This window comes from Sphingomonas sp. AP28, assembly GCF_056680455.1.
Map to the genome: position 1 here is coordinate 1,848,971 of NZ_CM155283.1, position 17,031 is coordinate 1,866,001.

The 17,031-nt window shown below is 68.0% G+C and carries 13 protein-coding genes; 6 read left to right on the forward strand and 7 right to left on the reverse strand.

Features of this window, described 5'->3' with window-relative positions; all coding sequences use genetic code 11:
* Nucleotides 1-79 precede the first annotated feature (79 nt).
* The 6 genes from AC1MH0_RS08330 to AC1MH0_RS08355 all read left to right on the forward strand — a co-directional run bounded on the left by AC1MH0_RS08330 (nucleotide 80) and on the right by AC1MH0_RS08355 (nucleotide 6,739).
* Nucleotides 80-532, forward strand: a complete 453-nt coding sequence (locus tag AC1MH0_RS08330; protein ID WP_480965489.1) for a MarR family winged helix-turn-helix transcriptional regulator — start codon at nucleotides 80-82, stop codon at nucleotides 530-532.
* Between the two features lie 10 nt (nucleotides 533-542).
* Nucleotides 543-2,585: an FUSC family protein gene (locus tag AC1MH0_RS08335; protein WP_480965490.1), complete on the forward strand. Its 2,043-nt coding sequence runs from the start codon at nucleotides 543-545 to the stop codon at nucleotides 2,583-2,585.
* On the forward strand, nucleotides 2,582-2,788 hold the full coding sequence (locus AC1MH0_RS08340; RefSeq protein ID WP_056065737.1) for a DUF1656 domain-containing protein: 207 nt from the start codon (nucleotides 2,582-2,584) through the stop codon (nucleotides 2,786-2,788). The genes AC1MH0_RS08335 and AC1MH0_RS08340 overlap by 4 nt, the downstream gene beginning before the upstream one ends.
* On the forward strand, nucleotides 2,785-3,687 hold the full coding sequence (locus tag AC1MH0_RS08345) for an efflux RND transporter periplasmic adaptor subunit (RefSeq protein ID WP_480965491.1): 903 nt from the start codon (nucleotides 2,785-2,787) through the stop codon (nucleotides 3,685-3,687). The genes AC1MH0_RS08340 and AC1MH0_RS08345 overlap by 4 nt, the downstream gene beginning before the upstream one ends.
* A 164-nt stretch (nucleotides 3,688-3,851) precedes the next feature.
* The gene (locus AC1MH0_RS08350; protein WP_480965492.1) at nucleotides 3,852-5,243 is read left to right on the forward strand and encodes an efflux transporter outer membrane subunit; all 1,392 of its coding nucleotides are present in this window, start codon (nucleotides 3,852-3,854) and stop codon (nucleotides 5,241-5,243) included.
* Complete coding sequence (locus tag AC1MH0_RS08355) at nucleotides 5,240-6,739, forward strand: DHA2 family efflux MFS transporter permease subunit (protein ID WP_480965706.1); 1,500 nt, start codon at nucleotides 5,240-5,242, stop codon at nucleotides 6,737-6,739. Before AC1MH0_RS08350 ends, AC1MH0_RS08355 begins: the two co-directional genes overlap by 4 nt.
* A gap of 136 nt (nucleotides 6,740-6,875) precedes the next feature.
* Here AC1MH0_RS08355 and mdoH read toward each other — a convergent pair whose 3' ends face one another.
* The 7 genes from mdoH to kdpB all read right to left on the reverse strand — a co-directional run bounded on the left by mdoH (nucleotide 6,876) and on the right by kdpB (nucleotide 17,017).
* On the reverse strand, nucleotides 6,876-8,696 hold the full coding sequence (mdoH, locus tag AC1MH0_RS08360) for a glucans biosynthesis glucosyltransferase MdoH (protein ID WP_480965493.1): 1,821 nt from the start codon (nucleotides 8,694-8,696) through the stop codon (nucleotides 6,876-6,878).
* On the reverse strand, nucleotides 8,696-10,189 hold the full coding sequence (locus tag AC1MH0_RS08365) for an OpgD/OpgG family glucan biosynthesis protein (RefSeq protein WP_480965494.1): 1,494 nt from the start codon (nucleotides 10,187-10,189) through the stop codon (nucleotides 8,696-8,698). The genes mdoH and AC1MH0_RS08365 overlap by 1 nt, the downstream gene beginning before the upstream one ends.
* Nucleotides 10,190-10,279: 90 nt before the next feature.
* Complete coding sequence (locus tag AC1MH0_RS08370; RefSeq protein WP_480965495.1) at nucleotides 10,280-10,525, reverse strand: hypothetical protein; 246 nt, start codon at nucleotides 10,523-10,525, stop codon at nucleotides 10,280-10,282.
* 268 nt (nucleotides 10,526-10,793) lie between these two features.
* Nucleotides 10,794-11,483 (reverse strand): response regulator transcription factor, encoded by a 690-nt coding sequence (locus AC1MH0_RS08375; protein ID WP_480965496.1) that lies wholly within the window; start codon nucleotides 11,481-11,483, stop codon nucleotides 10,794-10,796.
* Nucleotides 11,480-14,140: a DUF4118 domain-containing protein gene (locus AC1MH0_RS08380; RefSeq protein ID WP_480965497.1), complete on the reverse strand. Its 2,661-nt coding sequence runs from the start codon at nucleotides 14,138-14,140 to the stop codon at nucleotides 11,480-11,482. Before AC1MH0_RS08380 ends, AC1MH0_RS08375 begins: the two co-directional genes overlap by 4 nt.
* A complete protein-coding gene (kdpC, locus tag AC1MH0_RS08385; RefSeq protein WP_480965498.1) occupies nucleotides 14,137-14,712 on the reverse strand; it encodes a potassium-transporting ATPase subunit KdpC in 576 nt (191 codons plus the stop codon). The genes AC1MH0_RS08380 and kdpC overlap by 4 nt, the downstream gene beginning before the upstream one ends.
* A 274-nt stretch (nucleotides 14,713-14,986) precedes the next feature.
* Nucleotides 14,987-17,017: a potassium-transporting ATPase subunit KdpB gene (gene kdpB / locus AC1MH0_RS08390; RefSeq protein ID WP_480965499.1), complete on the reverse strand. Its 2,031-nt coding sequence runs from the start codon at nucleotides 17,015-17,017 to the stop codon at nucleotides 14,987-14,989.
* Nucleotides 17,018-17,031: the final 14 nt, after the last annotated feature.

Here is a 17,031-nt window from a genome sequence, read left to right on the forward strand (position 1 = left end):
CATCGACTCAATCCTAACATTTCCGTCACAAACCGATTCCGCATTGCAGCATCGGGAATCGCCATTACTTAGCACGCTAATGACTTCCCCTCGCGGCGTCCTCGAATCGTCCTACGCTCGCACTCTCCTGCCGCTCGCGAAGATGTGGCGGCGGGCTGCCGATCGCGCGCTCAGCGACATGAACGTCTCCGCGTCGATCGGATGGACGTTGGTGCAGGTAGGGCGGCTCGGCGACGACGTCCGCCAGACCGATCTCGCTAACGAACTCGACGTGACGCAGGCCTCGCTGGTCCGCTCGATCGACCAGATGTCGGCGGCCAAACTGGTCGAGCGTCGCCGCGACGCCGCCGACGCGCGCGTCAGCCGTATTCGCCTGACCGACCGCGGCCGTGCGCTCGTCACCACGATCGAGGCGAAGTTCGCAAGCCTGCGTGCGGGGATGCTCGACGACGTGTCCGACGACGATCTCGCCACCGCGCTGCACGTCGCGGAACGGCTCGGCGCACGGTTCACGGCGGATCACGCCCGATGAGGCCGGCACGATGAACCTCACCCGGTTCGGCGGGAAGGAAGCGCTCTTCTCGGTCAAATGCCTGATCGCGGCGTTCCTGGCCTATTACATCGCGTTACGCATCGGGCTGACGCGACCCTATTGGGCCGTCACGACGTCGTATATCGTCGCGCAGCCGCTGGCCGGCGCGGTCCTGTCGAAGGCGGTGTTCCGCGTCGCCGGCACGGTACTGGGCGCCGCCGCAGCGGTGGTGCTGGTGCCGAACCTGGTCAACGCGCCCGAGCTTCTCTCGCTCGGTCTCGCGCTGTGGCTGGGTCTGTGCCTGTATATTTCGCTGCTCGACCGGACGCCGCGCGCGTACCTGTTCCTACTTGCAGGCTATACCGCCAGCATCATCGGCTTTCCCGCGGTCACGACGCCGGGTGCGGTGTTCACGATCGCGGCGTTGCGCGTGCAGGAGATCACGATCGGCATTTTGTGCGGGAGCCTGATCCACGGGTTCGTCTTCCCACAGACCGTGACCGCGACGCTGCTCGCGCGGATCGACGCGATCCTGGCCGATGCCGAACGCTGGTCGCGGGATTCTCTGGCGGGGGCGTCCGATGCCGCGCTCGACCGCGATCGGCGACGGCTGGCGCTCGACATCAACGAGCTTCACCAATTGTCGATCCACCTGCCGTTCGACACCGCGCGCCTGCTGCCGCGTACGCGGACCCTGCGCGCGCTCCAGGCCGAACTGTCGATGTTGCTGCCCCTGGCGAGCGCTGTCGACGACCGGATCGTCGAACTGAAGCGCGGTGCCGATGCGCCCCGCCCCGAAGCGCTCGCTCTGATCGAGGACGTCCGCGAATGGCTGCGCGATCCGCCGCCCGTGGCGGAACGCGGCCCGACCGCGGACGCCTTGATCGAACGGGCGCGTGTCCTCGAGCCGGTGGTGGGCGACACGCTGATCTGGCGCGATGCGTTGCGGCTCAGCCTGCTCGCGCGGCTTGGTGAACTGGTCGACGCGCATCGCAATGCACGCGACCTGCGCGACCAGATGCGGTCGCCGTCGCGCGCACCGGTCACACCCGCGGTCGCACGGCTGCTCGCCCGGATCGCCAAGCGACCGCTGCACCGTGACCGCGGCATCGCACTCCGCGCCGCCGCCGGCACCGTCGCGACCATTCTGCTCGGCTGCGTCTTCTGGATCGGTACGGGCTGGTCGGACGGGGCGGGCGCGGTGCTGATCGCGGGCGTGTGCTGCGCGCTGTTCGGCAACAGCGATGATCCCGCACCATCGATTCTGGCGTTCTTCTACGGCACGATCATCGGGCTGGTCATATCCGCCGTCTACGCCTTCGCCATCCTGCCGCGCGTGACCGATTTCGTGACGCTCGCCGCCGTGCTCGCACCGCCGATGCTGATCGGAGGGATGTTCCTGGCCCGTCCGGCAACCTTGCTGATGACGCTCGGCGGGCTTCTCGGGGCGCTGAATACGGTCGGCCTCAACGATCGGTTCGGCGGCAGCTTCGACGCGTTCCTCAATGGCGGCATCGCGCAGTTGATCGGCACGTTGTTCGCGGTCGTGACGGTCGGCCTGTTCCAGACGATCGGCGCGGATACCAGCGCGCGGCGACTGATCCGCGCAGGCTGGCGCGAACTGGCAGCGCGCAGCGATTCGATGAGCCGCCCCGATGCCGCGGGTTGGATCGCCCGGATGCTCGACCGCATCGGCCTGCTCGCGCCGCGCCTCGCGTTGCAGGGCGAGGATCCGGGCAAGCCGCTGCTCGACGCGCTGACCGACCTGCGCGTCGGCGTCGCGGTCGGCGAACTCAAGCAGTTGCGGATGGATGGCTCATCCGAAGAGGCCGCAGTGATCACGCCGGTCCTTCGTGGTATCGGCGCGCATTACCGTGCGTTACGTCCGGATGAACCCGCGCCACCCGAACCCGATCTGCTCGCCGGAATCGACGCCGCGATGACCGGTTTCGCGACCAGCACGCCCGATCGCCACCGTACCGGCGTGCTCGCGCTGACCTCGCTACGCCGCAATCTCTTCCCGCAAGCACCAGCGTATGGAGCACCGGCATGACCGGCGAAATCTCGATCGGCGGCGTCTATCTGCCGAGCATCCTGCTGCTCGCCGTCGCCGCCGTCATCCTGACCGGCATCGCCACGCGGCTGCTCGCGTTCGCCGGCGCCTACCGCGTGGTGACGTATCGACCGCTCGTCGACCTCGCGCTGTTCATCCTCATCCTCGGGCTGCTTGCCCTGCTGACCGGACCTTCCGCATGACCTCTTCCCGCTTCAAATCGCTGTTCGCCCCGCTGGGTCGCTCGGCCGTCACGCTGATCATCGTCGCGCTCGCGGTGCTGGTCGCGCTGTGGCTGTGGAAGCGGTACGAGACCGATCCGTGGACGCGCGACGGGCATATCCGTGCCGATATCGTCCGCGTGACGCCCGATGTGGCGGGTCTCGTCACGCAGGTCGCGGTGCGCGACAACCAGGCGGTGAAGCCCGGCGACGTTCTGTTCGTGGTCGATCGCCCGCGCTTCCAGCTGACGCTGGCACAGTCCGACGCGTCGATCGCGAGCGCACGCGCGACGCTGTTGCAGGCACGGCGCGAGGCGCAGCGTGACCTGGCGCTCGGCGATCTTGTGGCGAAGGAGACGCACGAGCAGAACGTCGCGCGCGTGGCGACCGCGTCGGCCGCGCTGGCGCAGGCGCAGAGCGCACGGTCGACGGCGGCGCTCAATCTCGCGCGGACGACGGTGCGCGCGACGGTGCACGGGATCGTCACCAACCTCGATCTCCATCCCGGCGACTATATCGCGACGGGGGCGCAGGCGATGGCGCTGGTCGACACCGACTCGCTGCGCGTCGAGGGCTATTTCGAAGAGACCAAGCTCGGCAGCATCCGGGTCGGCGACCCGGTGATCGTCCACCTGATGGGCGAACCGCAGGCGCTGCACGGCCGCGTTGACAGCATCGCGGCCGGAATCAACGACAGCGAGCGGACCAACACGACCAACCTGCTGCCCAACGTGAACCCGACCTTCAACTGGGTGCGGCTGGCGCAGCGTATCCCGGTGCGGGTGAAGCTGACCAGCGTGCCGAAGGGGACACAGCTGATCGTCGGGCGGACTGCGACGGTGACGGTCGTGCCGCGGGTCGCGCCGGGGACGACGGCATGATGTTCGGTCGCCATCTCACGTCGCTCAGAAACGCCCTCTCTTCCCCCCTCCCTGAAAGGGAGGGGCCGGGGGTGGGTCGGCTTCCGCACGTCCGAACCGTTATGCCACGAGCCGGCCTACCCACCCCCAACCCCTCCCTCTCAGGGAGGGGGGCCGTTGCGTCCGTGGCTGCTGTGGTGGCCTCCACATTGCTCGCCGCGTGCACGACCGCTGGCCCGAACTATGCGCTCCCCGAGTCCGCCGTCGTCAACCGCCCCTCCGCCCAGGGCAATTTCGACAGCGGCCGCGAGAAGGCGTTCGTCAACGCCCCCCTTCCCGATCGCTGGTGGCAGTTATACGGCGACGCCCGCCTCGACTCGTTCGTCACCGAAGCGCTAGCCGCCAACACCGACCTCCGCGCCGCCGACGCGAACCTGCGCCGCGCCGATGCGGTGGTCGCCGAAGTCGCGGCGGGCCGCACGCTGTCGACCGTCCTCGGCGGCGGCGCCTCGCTTGATCGGCCCTACACGACCGGCGGCAGCCTGCCGGGCACGCTCGATTACAACCTCGGCATCACGCTCGCCTACCCGCTCGACCTGTCGGGCCGGATCCGCCGCGCGATCGAGGCGGCACAGGGCGATGCCGAGGCGGTCGCCGCCGCGCGCGACAATGTCCGCGTGACCGTCGCCGCGGAGACCGCGCGCAGCTACGCCACCGCTTGCACCGCGAACTCGGTGCTGGCCGCGAACAACCGCATCCTCGCGCTGCAACGCCAGACGCTGAACGTGACGCAGCGCTTGCAACGCGGCGGCCGCGGCACCGCGTTCGACGTAACGCGCGCTCGGACTGCGGTAGACCAGAGCGAGGCGTTGATCCCCTCGCAGGTCGCGACGCGCACCGCCGCGCTCTACCGCCTCGCCACGCTGATGGGTCGGGCGCCCGCGGACTATCCCAAGGACGTCGCGACGTGCGCCAGGCCGCCCGCCCTTACCCGCCCGCTGCCGATCGGCGACGGAACCGCCTTGATCCTGCGTCGCCCCGATATCCGTCAGGCCGAACGCTCGCTCGCCGCCGCAACCGCGCGGATCGGCGTGGCGACCGCCAACCTCTATCCGCAAGTAAGTCTCGGCGGCTCGGCCGGATTCACTGGGCCGGTCTCGTCGCTCGGCTCAACTAACGCGTTCCATCTCGGGCTCGGGCCGTTGATCAGCTGGAGCTTCCCCAACCGCCCGGTCATCCGCGCGCAGATCGCTCAGGCCGGCGCCAGCGCGGACCAGGCGCTCGCGCAGTTCAATTCGACCACGCTCGAAGCACTCCGCCAGACCGAAACCGCACTCTCCGCCTATGCGCGTGAAGGCGACCGCAACGCCGCGCTCCGCCGTGCGCAGTCCAGCGCCGCGCGCGCCGCGGACCAGGCCGGTACGCTGTACCGGTTCGGCCGCACCGATTTCCTCTCGCTGCTGACGGCGCAAGCGGCGCTGACCACCGCGCAGGCGAACCTTGCCGCGTCCGACGCGCTGCTGGTCGATCGCCAGGTCGACGTCTTCAAGGCGCTCGGCGGGGGGTGGCAGACTTGAGGCTGCGTCGCCGCGGGCTGGCGTCGATCAACAGCGAAATCCGCGACGGCATCATGCCCGCCGCCGACACGATCGCGCGCGTCGCCAAGGACCCGGACGCGTTGCCGCATACGCCGAGCAACTACCGCGTCACCGCCCTGATAATCGCCTGCGCACTATTCATGGAACAGATGGATTCGACCGTGCTGGCCACCGCGCTGCCGACGATGGCGCGCGATTTCGGCGTGCCCGCGACCAGCATGAGTTCGGCGCTGACCTCGTACCTACTGGCGCTCGCGATCTTCATCCCGGCGAGCGGTCGTCTCGCGGACCGGTTCGGCTCGCGGACGATCTTCCGCGCGGCGATCCTGATCTTCGTGGGTGGCTCGATGTTGTGCGGCCAGGCGACCAGCCTGCCGTTCATGATGGTCGCGCGCTTCCTGCAAGGGCTCGGCGGGGCGATGATGATCCCGATCGGCCGCCTCGTCCTGCTCCGCAGCGTCGCCAAGGAGGACATGGTCCAGGCAATGTCATGGCTCATCATGCCCGCGCTGATCGGCCCGATCCTGGGCCCCCCGGTCGGCGGCGCGATCGTGACGTATCTCGACTGGCGCTGGATCTTCTACCTCAACGTGCCGATCGGCCTGCTCGGCGTCGTGCTGGTAACACGCTTCATCGGCGAGGTCCGCGAGGACAAGCCGGCGCGCTTCGACGTGCCCGGCTTCATCCTGTCTGGCGTGTCGCTCGGCTGCCTGTTGTTCGGGTTCGAGATGACCAGCCGCACCGGCGAATTGTCGCGCGCCGTCGTACTGATCGTGGTCGGCCTGGTTGCGGGCGTCGCGTATATCCGCCACGCGAAACATCGCAGCGATCCGATCCTCGATCTGTCGCTGATGCGCATCCCGACCTTCCGGCTGTCGGTGATCGGCGGATCGCTGACCCGCATCACGCAGGGTGCGCAGCCATTCCTGCTGCCGATGATGCTCCAGCTTGGGTTCGGCATGACCGCGGCGGCCAGCGGAGCGATCACCATCGCCGGCGCGATCGGCTCGCTGATGATGAAAAGCCTCGCACCGCGCGTTCTACGTCGCTTCGGGTTCCGCAACAGCCTGATCGTCGGCGGACTCTGCGCGAGTTCGGGCTATGCGGTCGCCGGGCTGTTCCGCCCGGATTGGCCGATCCCCGCGATCTTCGGCGTGCTGATGATCTCGGGCTTCTTCATGTCGTTCCAGTTCTCGGCGTACAACACGATCGCGTATGACGAGATCCCGTCGTCGCGGATGAGCAGCGCGACGAGCTTCTACGCGACGTTCCAGCAACTGATGCTGTCGCTCGGCATCTGCGTGGGGGCTGCGTCGCTGCACATCGGAATGCTCGGGACAGGCGCGACCCGGCCGGCGCTGACGGACTTCACGCTGGCGTTTCTGGTGGTAACCGCGGTTTCGGCCTCGGCTACGATCTGGAATTGGCGGTTCGCGGTCAATGCGGGCTCGGAGCTGAGTGGACACCGGGCATAGCAGGACCAACCTGCCCCCCTGCCTGAAAGGGAGGGGTTGGGGGTGGGTAGGCCAGCTTGTGCAGCGACCGTTCTGCGATACGGAAACCGACCCACCCCCGGCCCCTCCCTTTCAAGGAGGGGGGAAGTAGAGAGCGTCAGACCTGCGTTGCCGGCAAAGATGGTCGAGACAGCACCGAGACATGCTCGCCCGGCTCCACGAACATCCCGTGCGACAGCGCCCACCGCCCCGCTTTCTCGCTCGCCGTCAGCATCGTCAGGAACGGACTGAGCAACAGCCCCAACGTCACCGGCGCGAGCCAAGCCGCGGTGACCGGGGCGAACGGCGTCACCAGCAACAACGCCACCCCCACCCCGACATGCCAGCGATAGCGCGGCATCACGTCGCCAAGCGACAACTCGTGCGCGTCACGGTTCTGCGGCGCCCAACCGGATTTCCGCCCCATCAGGATCCCCGCGAGGTCCATCGTCTGGGTCAGAGCGATCACCGGCGCGGACAGCATCGAGAACGGCACGTCGACCAATACCGACCGCACGATCCCACGTCGCCCACCGAACCCCGCGCGCCGCTCCGCGTTCGAGATCGCCCAGATTACACTCAGCAGCTTCGGCCCGAACAGCAACAACAGCGTGACGAACAGCACCTGCAGCGACGTCTGCGCCTCGACGATGTTGCGTTCGCCGATCAGCGCCTGCACCACGCTCGTCGCGATCATCAGCAGCCACACCGGCGACGTGATGAACGCCGACGCACCCATCAGCAGTTGCAGCCGGCTGATCCAGTGGAACCCCGACGACGTCAGCAGGCTGAGATGCTGGATATTCCCTTGCGCCCAGCGCCGGTCGCGTACCGCCGCGTCGATCAGCGTGGGCGGGTATTCCTCGAACGTCTCCTCGGTCATCAGCATGTGGACGCACCAGCCGCGCCGCCGCAGCAGTGCCGCCTCGACCATGTCGTGGCTCATAATGACGCCGCCGAACGGCGCGCGGCCAGGGAGATCGGGAAGCCCGCAACTCGAAGCGAACGCCTCGATCCGGATCAGCGCGTTATGCCCCCAGAAGGTCGCCTCCGAGCCCGACCACCAGACCAGCCCGGCGGTGGAAATCGGACCATACAACCGACTGGCGAACTGCATCCAGCGCTGGAAGAACGTCACGCCGTTGATCACCGCCGGCACGGTCTGGAGCAGCGCCACCGCAGGCCGCCGTTCGAGCACCTGGGCCATGCCGATGATCGTGTTGCCGCCCATCAAACTGTCCGCGTCGAGCATCAGCATATAGCGGTAACCGCCGCCGAACCGCCGGATCCACTCCGCGACGTTGCCCGGTTTGCGGCCGACGTTCACGGTCCGGCGCCGGTAATAGAGCGCGCAGTCGAGCGTCGGCGCGAGGCGCTCCCACGCCGCGATCTCGGCCACCTCCGCCGCTTCGCCGGAATCGCTCAGGATGAAGATGTCGAACCGGTCGGCGACACCACCGGTAGCGATCGCACGCGCCATCCACGCGATCCGCTCGAACACCGCATCGATGTCCTCATTGTGGACCGGCATCAGGATCGCGGTGCGGCCCTCGAGCGGCTCTGACTGGCGCGGCGTCGGGACGAACCCCGGATGCCCGCCGGTCATCAACAGCACGAAGCCGATCGCGGCGTTCATGAAGCCGAACGCGATCCACGCGAACAGCGGGAAGAACAACGCGAGCAACGCCGCGTCCCAGAAGCTAAGTCCGTCGGCGAGCAGTGATTCCTGCACCGCCGACGACGCCGCGGTCGCCAGCAGGCCGGTCATCAGAACGAGGATGATCCGGCGCGCGAGCATGTCGTCCGACGACACGACCATCCCCGGCCCGGGCTCGGGTGCGGACCAGGGCGGCGGCGGCCCGTCGAAACGCTGCGGGAGCATCTCGATCGGCGTTTCGCCCGGCATCATGGGGGGCATCACGGCGGGAAGCACGGTCATCAGAAGATCGGCGTCAGGACGGTTTCACTGAGCGCACGACCGCCGCGCGTGAGGAACAGCCGGACGTCGGCGGGTCCTTGCGCATCGGGGGCCACGTCGGCGGTGACGCGCCAGCGGTTCTTCTGGCCGACGACGGGATAGGCCGCGTTGGCGAGCACCTTGCCGCGGACGACGTCGATCTTGGCGGTCACCCCGCTCTGCCGGTCGAGCCCGGCAAGACCGTCGCCGATGAAATCGACCACGAGCTTTCGCGCGCCCTTGACCGGCTCGGCGCCCGGTCGGCCGGCGACGCCCTGCCAGCAATCGACGACGTGCGCGGTCGCGGCGACGGCGGTCGGATCGGTCGATTTCCACGACAGCGAGTAATCGAACTGCAACCGCTGCCCCGCTTTCGCAGGCGCTGCCGGGGTCCAGAACGAGACGACATTGTCGACCGTCTCGCTGTTGGTCGGGAATGCATAGAGCATCACCGCGCCCTTGCCCCAGTCGCCCTGCGGCTGGACCCACAGGTTCGGCCGGCGATCGTAGAACGCACCGTCATCCTGGTAGTGATCGAAATTCCGGTCGCGCTGGATCAACCCGAAGCCCTTGGGCGCCTGGTCCGCGAAACTGTCCAGCGTATCATGCGGCGGGTTGTTGAGCGGGCGCCAGATGCGCTCGCCCGCGCCGGTGAGCAGCGCCAGACCGTCCGAATCGTGGATCTCGGGACGCCAGTCGACCGCGGCGGCGCGGTTGCCTTCGCCGTACCAGAACATGCTGGTCGCAGGCGCGATGCCGAGCCGCTCGATGTCGCGGCGGACGTTGAGCACGGACGAAACCTGCTGCTCGACCCCCGCGCCGGCGACGTGTCGCGACTGGATGCGGTAGGCACCCGTGACGCTCGCGCCGTCCATCAGCGCATAGATCGTGTACGCGTCCGCGCCGGTCCGCTCGATCCAGAATTCGGTGAAGTCGGGAAACTCCTCGCGGCCGGGCAGCCCGGTATTGATCGCGAGCCCGCGCGCGGACAGGCCATATTGGTCCTGTGCGCCGGCGGTCCGAAAATAGGACGCGCCTTGGAACGCCATCCAGTCGCTGGTCCCGCCCGGTGCCATTGCGCGGAACCCGGCGATACCGAGCGCAGCGGCGTGGCCTTCTTCGGCCTCGAACAGGTCGCGCGAGAACTCGACACGGCGCGCCTGCCCGTTCTCGACGACGTTTATCGCGACCGGCATCGGCGCATAGCGACCGAGCGGGAACAAGCGGATACCGCCCGCCAGCGTCTTGTCGGCGCGGAACCGGATGCTGCCGACCTTGTCGTAATCGATCGCGGCGGCGGCTGCGACCTTGGCAGGGGCGGCATATGGCTTGGTGGCGAGCGTCGCGGCGCGCTGCTGGAGCGCGTCCCAAGAGAACGGCTCGGCCTTGCCGGGCGCTGCACGCATCGCGGCGGCGGCCTGTGGGAGGACCCCTAACAGACCCAGCGCGGTTACTACTTCGCGTCGACCGATCATGCAGAGCGCTCCCTTGTCGTCATCATGCTGCAGCGCGGTAGCATAGTGCCGGCGGGCGCGCGCGTCGACAGGTCCCGCCGCAGGCGCGGCCTATCGCGCGGCGCGTTGCCAGCGGGCGCTGATCCTGACCGGGTCGTGGATGTGTCCGCCAACGACCACCAGCATCGCGCCGGCGCTGGCGCAGAGGAAACCGATCGTGGCGAGCAGGAATGCGAGTGGGCCGGCTGCCGGGTGGAGACGAGCAAGCGAGTAGATCGCGGTGACGGCAATCGCGAGCGACAGGATTCCGCTAGCGCGGAGGCTGAGATCGGTGCGGAGTCGGCGGGCGTCGGTCATGCGACGCTTCAGCTATCGCTAGTCGCATAAGCGTTCGAGATTGATTTCGTGGGGGAGCCATAGTGTTCGCGTAGTGCGCAACCCCGTCATAACGGCGAAAGCCGGGACCTCGCGCGGCAGGGGCGACCTGTTGCGGAGATCCCCCGGCCTTCACTGGTGACGGTTGGCTGCGTGCATTTACCAGCGAACCGCCCGCTTCCTTGTTCTCCCGCGAAGGCGGGAGCCCAGTCTGGATCCCCGCCTTCGCGGGGAAACAAGTTTTCTCAACTCAAGCGTCGACGAGCAGCCGGTACCCGATCCCGAGTTCGTTCGCGATGACCGTGCCGACTCCCCCCGTCCCCTCCAGCTTCTGCCGCAGGTTGCGCACGACGATGCGGAGATATTCGATCCGGCGGTCATGATCGGTCGGCCACGCTGCCTCCAATATCCGCTGATGCGTTACCACCCGCCCCGGATGCGCCGCCAGCGCCGACAGCACGTCGAACTCCTTCCGCGTCAGATGCGCCTCCTCGTTGCCACGCCGGACTAGGCGGTGTTCGAAATCAATCTCCACCCCATGTGCGCGCAGGACTGTCGGCCGAGACGTCGCCTCCCCTCGCCCGCGCAACGCGACGCGGAGGCGGGCGAGAAGTTCCTCGGTGTCGAACGGCTTGGTCACATAGTCCTCTGCCCCGAGATCAAGCGCAGCCACCTTCTGGTCGGTCGCCTCGCGCGCGGAGACGACGAGGATGATCGGATCGCCGAGCTTCTTCAGCAGCGGTACCAGTTCCAGCCCGTCACGGTCGGGCAACCCCAGATCCAACAGCACCGCGGTCAACGGCCGGCTCGCTGCAACCCGCAACGCCTCGCGCGCGTCGACCGCCTCCTCGACACCGTATCCCGCCCGCTCCAGCGTGTTCTTCAACAGCCGCCGGATATGCAGTTCGTCGTCGACGATCAGGACCGTCTGCACGCTCATAGATTCGCTCCATCGGTGTCACGCACCAGCAAGGCCACGGGGAAGCATAGGCTGAACCGTGCGCCCGCCAGGTCTTCGCGATTGCTGGCTTCGACGGTCATGCCCATCGCTTCGGCGAACGCTTTCACGATCGCAAGCCCGAGCCCGGTGCCGCCGATCGCGCGGTCGGAGCCTTCGAGGCGGCGGAACGTCTCGAACACCTCCTTCTCGCGGCCGGGTGGCAGGCCGGGGCCCTGGTCGATCACCGACAGCCGCAGCAGCCCGAAGCGGTGCTCCGCGCGGACGACGATCGGCGTGCCGGGGTCGGCATAGCGGCCGGCATTGTCGAGCAGGTTGAGCAGGCAATGGTGGAGCAATTGCGGATCGACGCGGACGAGCGGCAGGTTCGGCGCGACGTCCAATTCGATCGCATGGCCTTCAAGCACGCGCTTGGTGTCGTGCACCGCGCCCGCCACCGCGTCTGTGAGGTCGGTCGGTTCGAGCCGCAACCGCAACGCGCCCGCTTCCACACGCGCCATGTCGAGTAAATTGCCGACGAAGCGGTTGAGCCGCGCCGCCTCGGTCTCGATCGTGTCGATCAGCTCGGGCGTGACGCCGCGATGCAATTCCGCTGCCGCTGCCATTACCGACGTCAGCGGCGTGCGCAGGTCGTGGCTCACCGACGACAGCAACGCCTGCCGCAACCGATCGCGCTCGCGCACCGCATCGACGTCGCGCATCTCGACCTCGAGCCGCGCGCGTTCGAGCACGAGGGAGGCCTGGTCGACGAGGCTCATCAGCAATGGTAGCTGGTCGGAACGAACCGGATCGCCTCCCGCCTCACGCGCGAGCCCGAGCACCGCCAGCGTCCGCTCGCCCGAGCGCAAAGGCTGGAAGAACCACTCGGATGCCGCCAGCGTACTCGACCCACGCCCCGCCGGTGCACCCGTATCATACGCCCATTGCGCGGCCGCCATCTCCATCGTCTCGAGCCGGTAATCCGCCCCGTTCGCCGCCTGTACCGCGAGGCCCGGATCTTCCGCGACGAGGATCACCGAGCGCACGCCGAACAACCGTCCGATTTCCTCACAGATCGCGCGGGCCAGCGCGACCGGTTCGTTGAGCGAGGTCAGTTGGCGCAGAAAGCCGGCGAGCGCGGCGTTGGTGCGGGCGCTGGCGGCGGCGATATCGGCCTGCGCGCGGACCCGCGACGTGAGCTGGCTCGTCACGAACGCGATGCCGAGCAGCACGAGGATCGAGATCACGTTCTCGGGATTGTTGATCGTCAGCGTGCCGGTCGGCGGCAGGAAGAAGAAGTTGTACGCGATCGACGAAACCACGCCTGCGAACAGCCCGGTGCGCAGGCCGAACAGGCTCGCCGCAGCCATCACTGGCAGCAAATAGAGCAGCGCAACGTTGCCGAGGTTGAGGATGTGGAACAGCGCGCTCGCAACGCCGGTGACGCCCGCGACCATCGCCGTCGTCCACGCGTACCCCGCCTTGCTGCCCCATCCGCCGGTCCGCACGCGCGTGCCTCGGGGTGCGGTGGCTGGGTCCATCGGCAGTACGTGAACGGCGATCCCCGGTGACTCGCGGACCATCTGGTCGACGACCGAGCCGTGGCGGAGTTCGAACCAGCGCGAGCGGGTCGACTTGCCGACCACCAGTTGCGTCGCGCGCGCCTCGGCGGTGAAGGTCTTGAGGCCGTCGACCACCGACGTCGCGGGGACGGTGGCGACATCGCCGCCGAGTTGCGTCGCGAGGTTGAAGACCGCAGCGAGCCGGCGGTGCTCGGGCTCGCCGAAGGTCTGCGCGCGGGGTGTCTCGATATACACCGCGGTCCAGGGCGCGTGCATCGCGTCGGCGATCCGCTTGGTCGCGCGGACGAGGCCGAGTGCGCCGGGCAGTTCGCTGATCGCGACGACGATCCGCTCGCCGCCCGCCCAGGTGCCGCCGACGCCAAGCGCGCGGACGTGTTCGAGCATCTGCGCATCGACGGCTTGCGCTGCGCGACGGAGGGCTAGTTCGCGCAGGGCGGAGAGGTTCGACTTGGAGAAGAAATGCGCGAGGGCTCGGGTGGCTTCGTGGGGGAGATAGACTTTCCCCGCCTTCAGCCGCTCGATCAGTTCGTCGGGGGGGATGTCGACGACTTCGATCTCGGCGGCCTCGACGATGCTGTCGGGGACGGTCTCGCGGACGCGGACGCGCGTGAACGAGGCGACGACGTCGTTGAGGCTCTCGATATGCTGGATGTTGATCGTCGAATAGACGTCGATGCCCGCGGCGAGGAGTTCCTCGACGTCCTGATAGCGCTTGGGGTGGCGACTGCCGGGGGCGTTGGTGTGCGCGAGTTCGTCGACGAGGACGAGCGTAGGGGCGCGTCCGAGGATGGCGTCTAGGTCCATCTCGTCGAGCGTGCGGCCTTCATAGGGGATCGCCTTCCGTGGGACGATCTCGTGGCCTCTGATCAGCGCTTCGGTTTCGACGCGACCGTGCGTCTCGACCACGCCGATGACGACGTCGACCCCGGCGCGGCGACGTTCCGCGCCTTCTGAGAGCATCTCGTAGGTTTTCCCGACACCGGGGGCGGCGCCGAGGAAGATCTTCAGACGGCCGCGACCCTCCTGCGACGCCTGTCGCAGAAGGGCCTCGGGTGATGGTCGCGTGTCGTCGTTCAACGCGCTGCGTCGAGGGCGCGGTTGAGGGCGAAGACATTCACGCGTGCCTCGCCGAGGATCCCGAGCAGCGGACCGTCGACGTTGGCGGTGACCAGCGCGCGGACCTTGTCGGCGGGCAGACCGCGGGTGCGGGAGACGCGGGCGACCTGCGCGTAGGCCGAGGCCGGCGACAGGTCGGGGTCGAGGCCCGAACCCGAGGCGGTGGCGAGATCGGCGGGAATTGGACCGGTCACGCCTTCCGCGCGGCGCTTGGCAACGTCCGCCTTGGTGCGATCGACCAGCGCCTGGCTGGTCGGGCCGTAGTTCGAGCCGGACGAAGCCAGGCCGTCATAGCCCTTGCCGGCGGCCGACGGACGCGTCTGGAAATAGCGGTCGGTGGCGAACGCCTGCCCGACGACGGTCGATCCGATCGCCTTGCCGTTGGCCATGACGAGGCTGCCGTTCGCTTGCGCGGGGAAGATGGCCTGTCCGATCCCGGTCATCGCGAGGGGATAGACGATCCCGAGGAGCAGCGCGAACAGGATCGTCATGACGAACGCCGGGCGGAGGGCGGAGGTGAAATCGGAGGTCATTCTGTCTTCTCCATGTGTCCTTGCGAGGGCGGGTACACAGTCTGGGCACCCGCCTTGGCGGGTGAACATTTCTTTGGGGTGGCGGCACACGTCGCATCTCGGCCGTGCCCGCCAGGCACCTCCCCGGCGGAGGCCGGGGTCCAGTTGGGTAACGTCGCCAATTTGCGTTGCGCTTCGTTACCTCGACCTTTCCACTTGGGCCCCGGCCTTCGCCGGGGTGGTCTTGGGGGTCGGTGCGAGGGTTCATGTGCACGCCACGGGTCAGGCTCTGTCATCATGCCAGCCCCAGCGCACCGACCAAGAGGTCGATCAGCTTGATCCCCACAAACGGCGCGATCAGGCCACCCAGGCCATACACCGCCAAGTTCCGCGCGAGCAGCGGCCCCGCGGCCATCGGCTTGTACGCGACGCCCTTGAGCGCGAGCGGCACCAGCATGGGAATGATGATCGCGTTGAAGATGATCGCCGACAGGATCGCGCTTTCTGGCGAACCCAGCCGCATCACGTTGAGCACGCCGAGCCCCGGATAGAGCGCGACGAACATCGCCGGGATGATCGCGAAATACTTCGCCACGTCGTTCGCGACCGAGAAGGTCGTCAGCGCACCACGCGTCATCAGCAGCTGCTTGCCGAGACCGACGATCTCGATCAGCTTGGTCGGATCGCTGTCGAGGTCGACCATGTTGCCCGCCTCGCGCGCGGCTTGCGTGCCGGTGTTCATCGCCACGCCGACATCGGCTTGGGCCAAAGCCGGCGCGTCGTTGGTGCCGTCGCCGCACATCGCGACCAGCCTGCCCCCCTGCTGTTCCTTGCGGATCAGGTCGAGCTTGTCCTCGGGCGTCGCCTGCGCGAGGAAGTCGTCCACGCCCGCCTCGGCGGCGATGGCGGCGGCGGTGAGCGGGTTGTCGCCGGTGATCATCACCGTGCGGATGCCCATCGCGCGCAGCTCGCCGAAGCGTTCGCGGATGCCGGCCTTCACGACGTCCTTGAGGAAGATCGCACCGAGCAACCGCCCATCGCGAGCGACCGCCAGCGGCGTGCCGCCTGCACGGGCGATCTCATCGGTGATCCGGCGCAGTTCGGTGGCCGCGGCGGTTGCCCCTGCCCCCGGATTGGCCTTCAAGATCGAGTCGACGGCCCCCTTCTGGATCAGCGAACCACCGACGATCACGCCCGAGATGCGCGTCTGCGCGGTGAACGGAATCACCTCCGCATCGCTCGGCAGTTCGCTGGTCGTAACCCCGAACTTCTCGCGCGCCAGCACGACGATCGAGCGGCCCTCAGGCGTCTCGTCGGCGAGGCTGGCGAGCAACGCTGCCTCGGCCAGATCCTCGTCGCGCGTACCGCCAACCGAGCGGAACTCGCTCGCCTGACGATCGCCGATCGTGATCGTGCCGGTCTTGTCGAGCAGCAGGACATCGATATCGCCCGCCGCCTCGACCGCACGGCCCGACTTGGCCAGCACGTTGAAGCGCACCAGCCGATCCATCCCCGCGATCCCGATCGCCGACAGCAACGCCGCGATCGTCGTCGGGATCAGCGTGATCAGCAGCGCCGCCAGGATCGCGACCGGCACGCTACCGCCTGCATAGCTCGCGAAACCGGGGATCGTCCCGACCGCGATCAGGAAGATGATCGTCAGGCCGACGAGCAGCAGCGTGAGCGCGATCTCGTTCGGCGTCTTCTGTCGCTCGGCGCCTTCGACGAGTGCGATCATCCGGTCGAGAAAGCCTTCGCCAGGGTTGGCAGTGACCTTCACGCGGATCTCGTCGGAGATGACGCGCGTGCCCGCGGTCACCGCCGAGCGGTCGCCGCCCGCCTCGCGGATCACCGGTGCGCTCTCGCCCGTGATCGCCGCTTCGTTGACCGAGGCGACGCCCCAGACGACTTCGCCGTCCGCCGGGATCAGGTCGCCCATCGTGACGAGCACGATGTCGCCGGCGCGGAGCATGCTGGCGGGGACGGACTCGACCTGGTCGCCCTTCATGCGGCGGGCGGTCAGTTCGGCCTTGGTCGCGCGCAACGACGCGGCCTGCGCCTTGCCGCGGCCTTCGGCTAGCGCTTCGGCAAAGGTGCCGAACAGCACCGTCAGCCACAGCCAGATCACCAGCTGTATCTTGAAGCCGACCGAGAGCCCGTCGCCGCCGACGTTGACGAGGATCGTTAACAGCGTGGCGACGACGGCGGTGACGAACATCACCGGGTTGCGGATCAACTGCCGCGGATCGAGCTTGCGGAAAGCGTCGCCGATCGCGGGAACGATCAAGTCGGCTGTGAACAGCGACTTGGTAGGGGTGCGTGCCATTTTGGCTTGTCCCG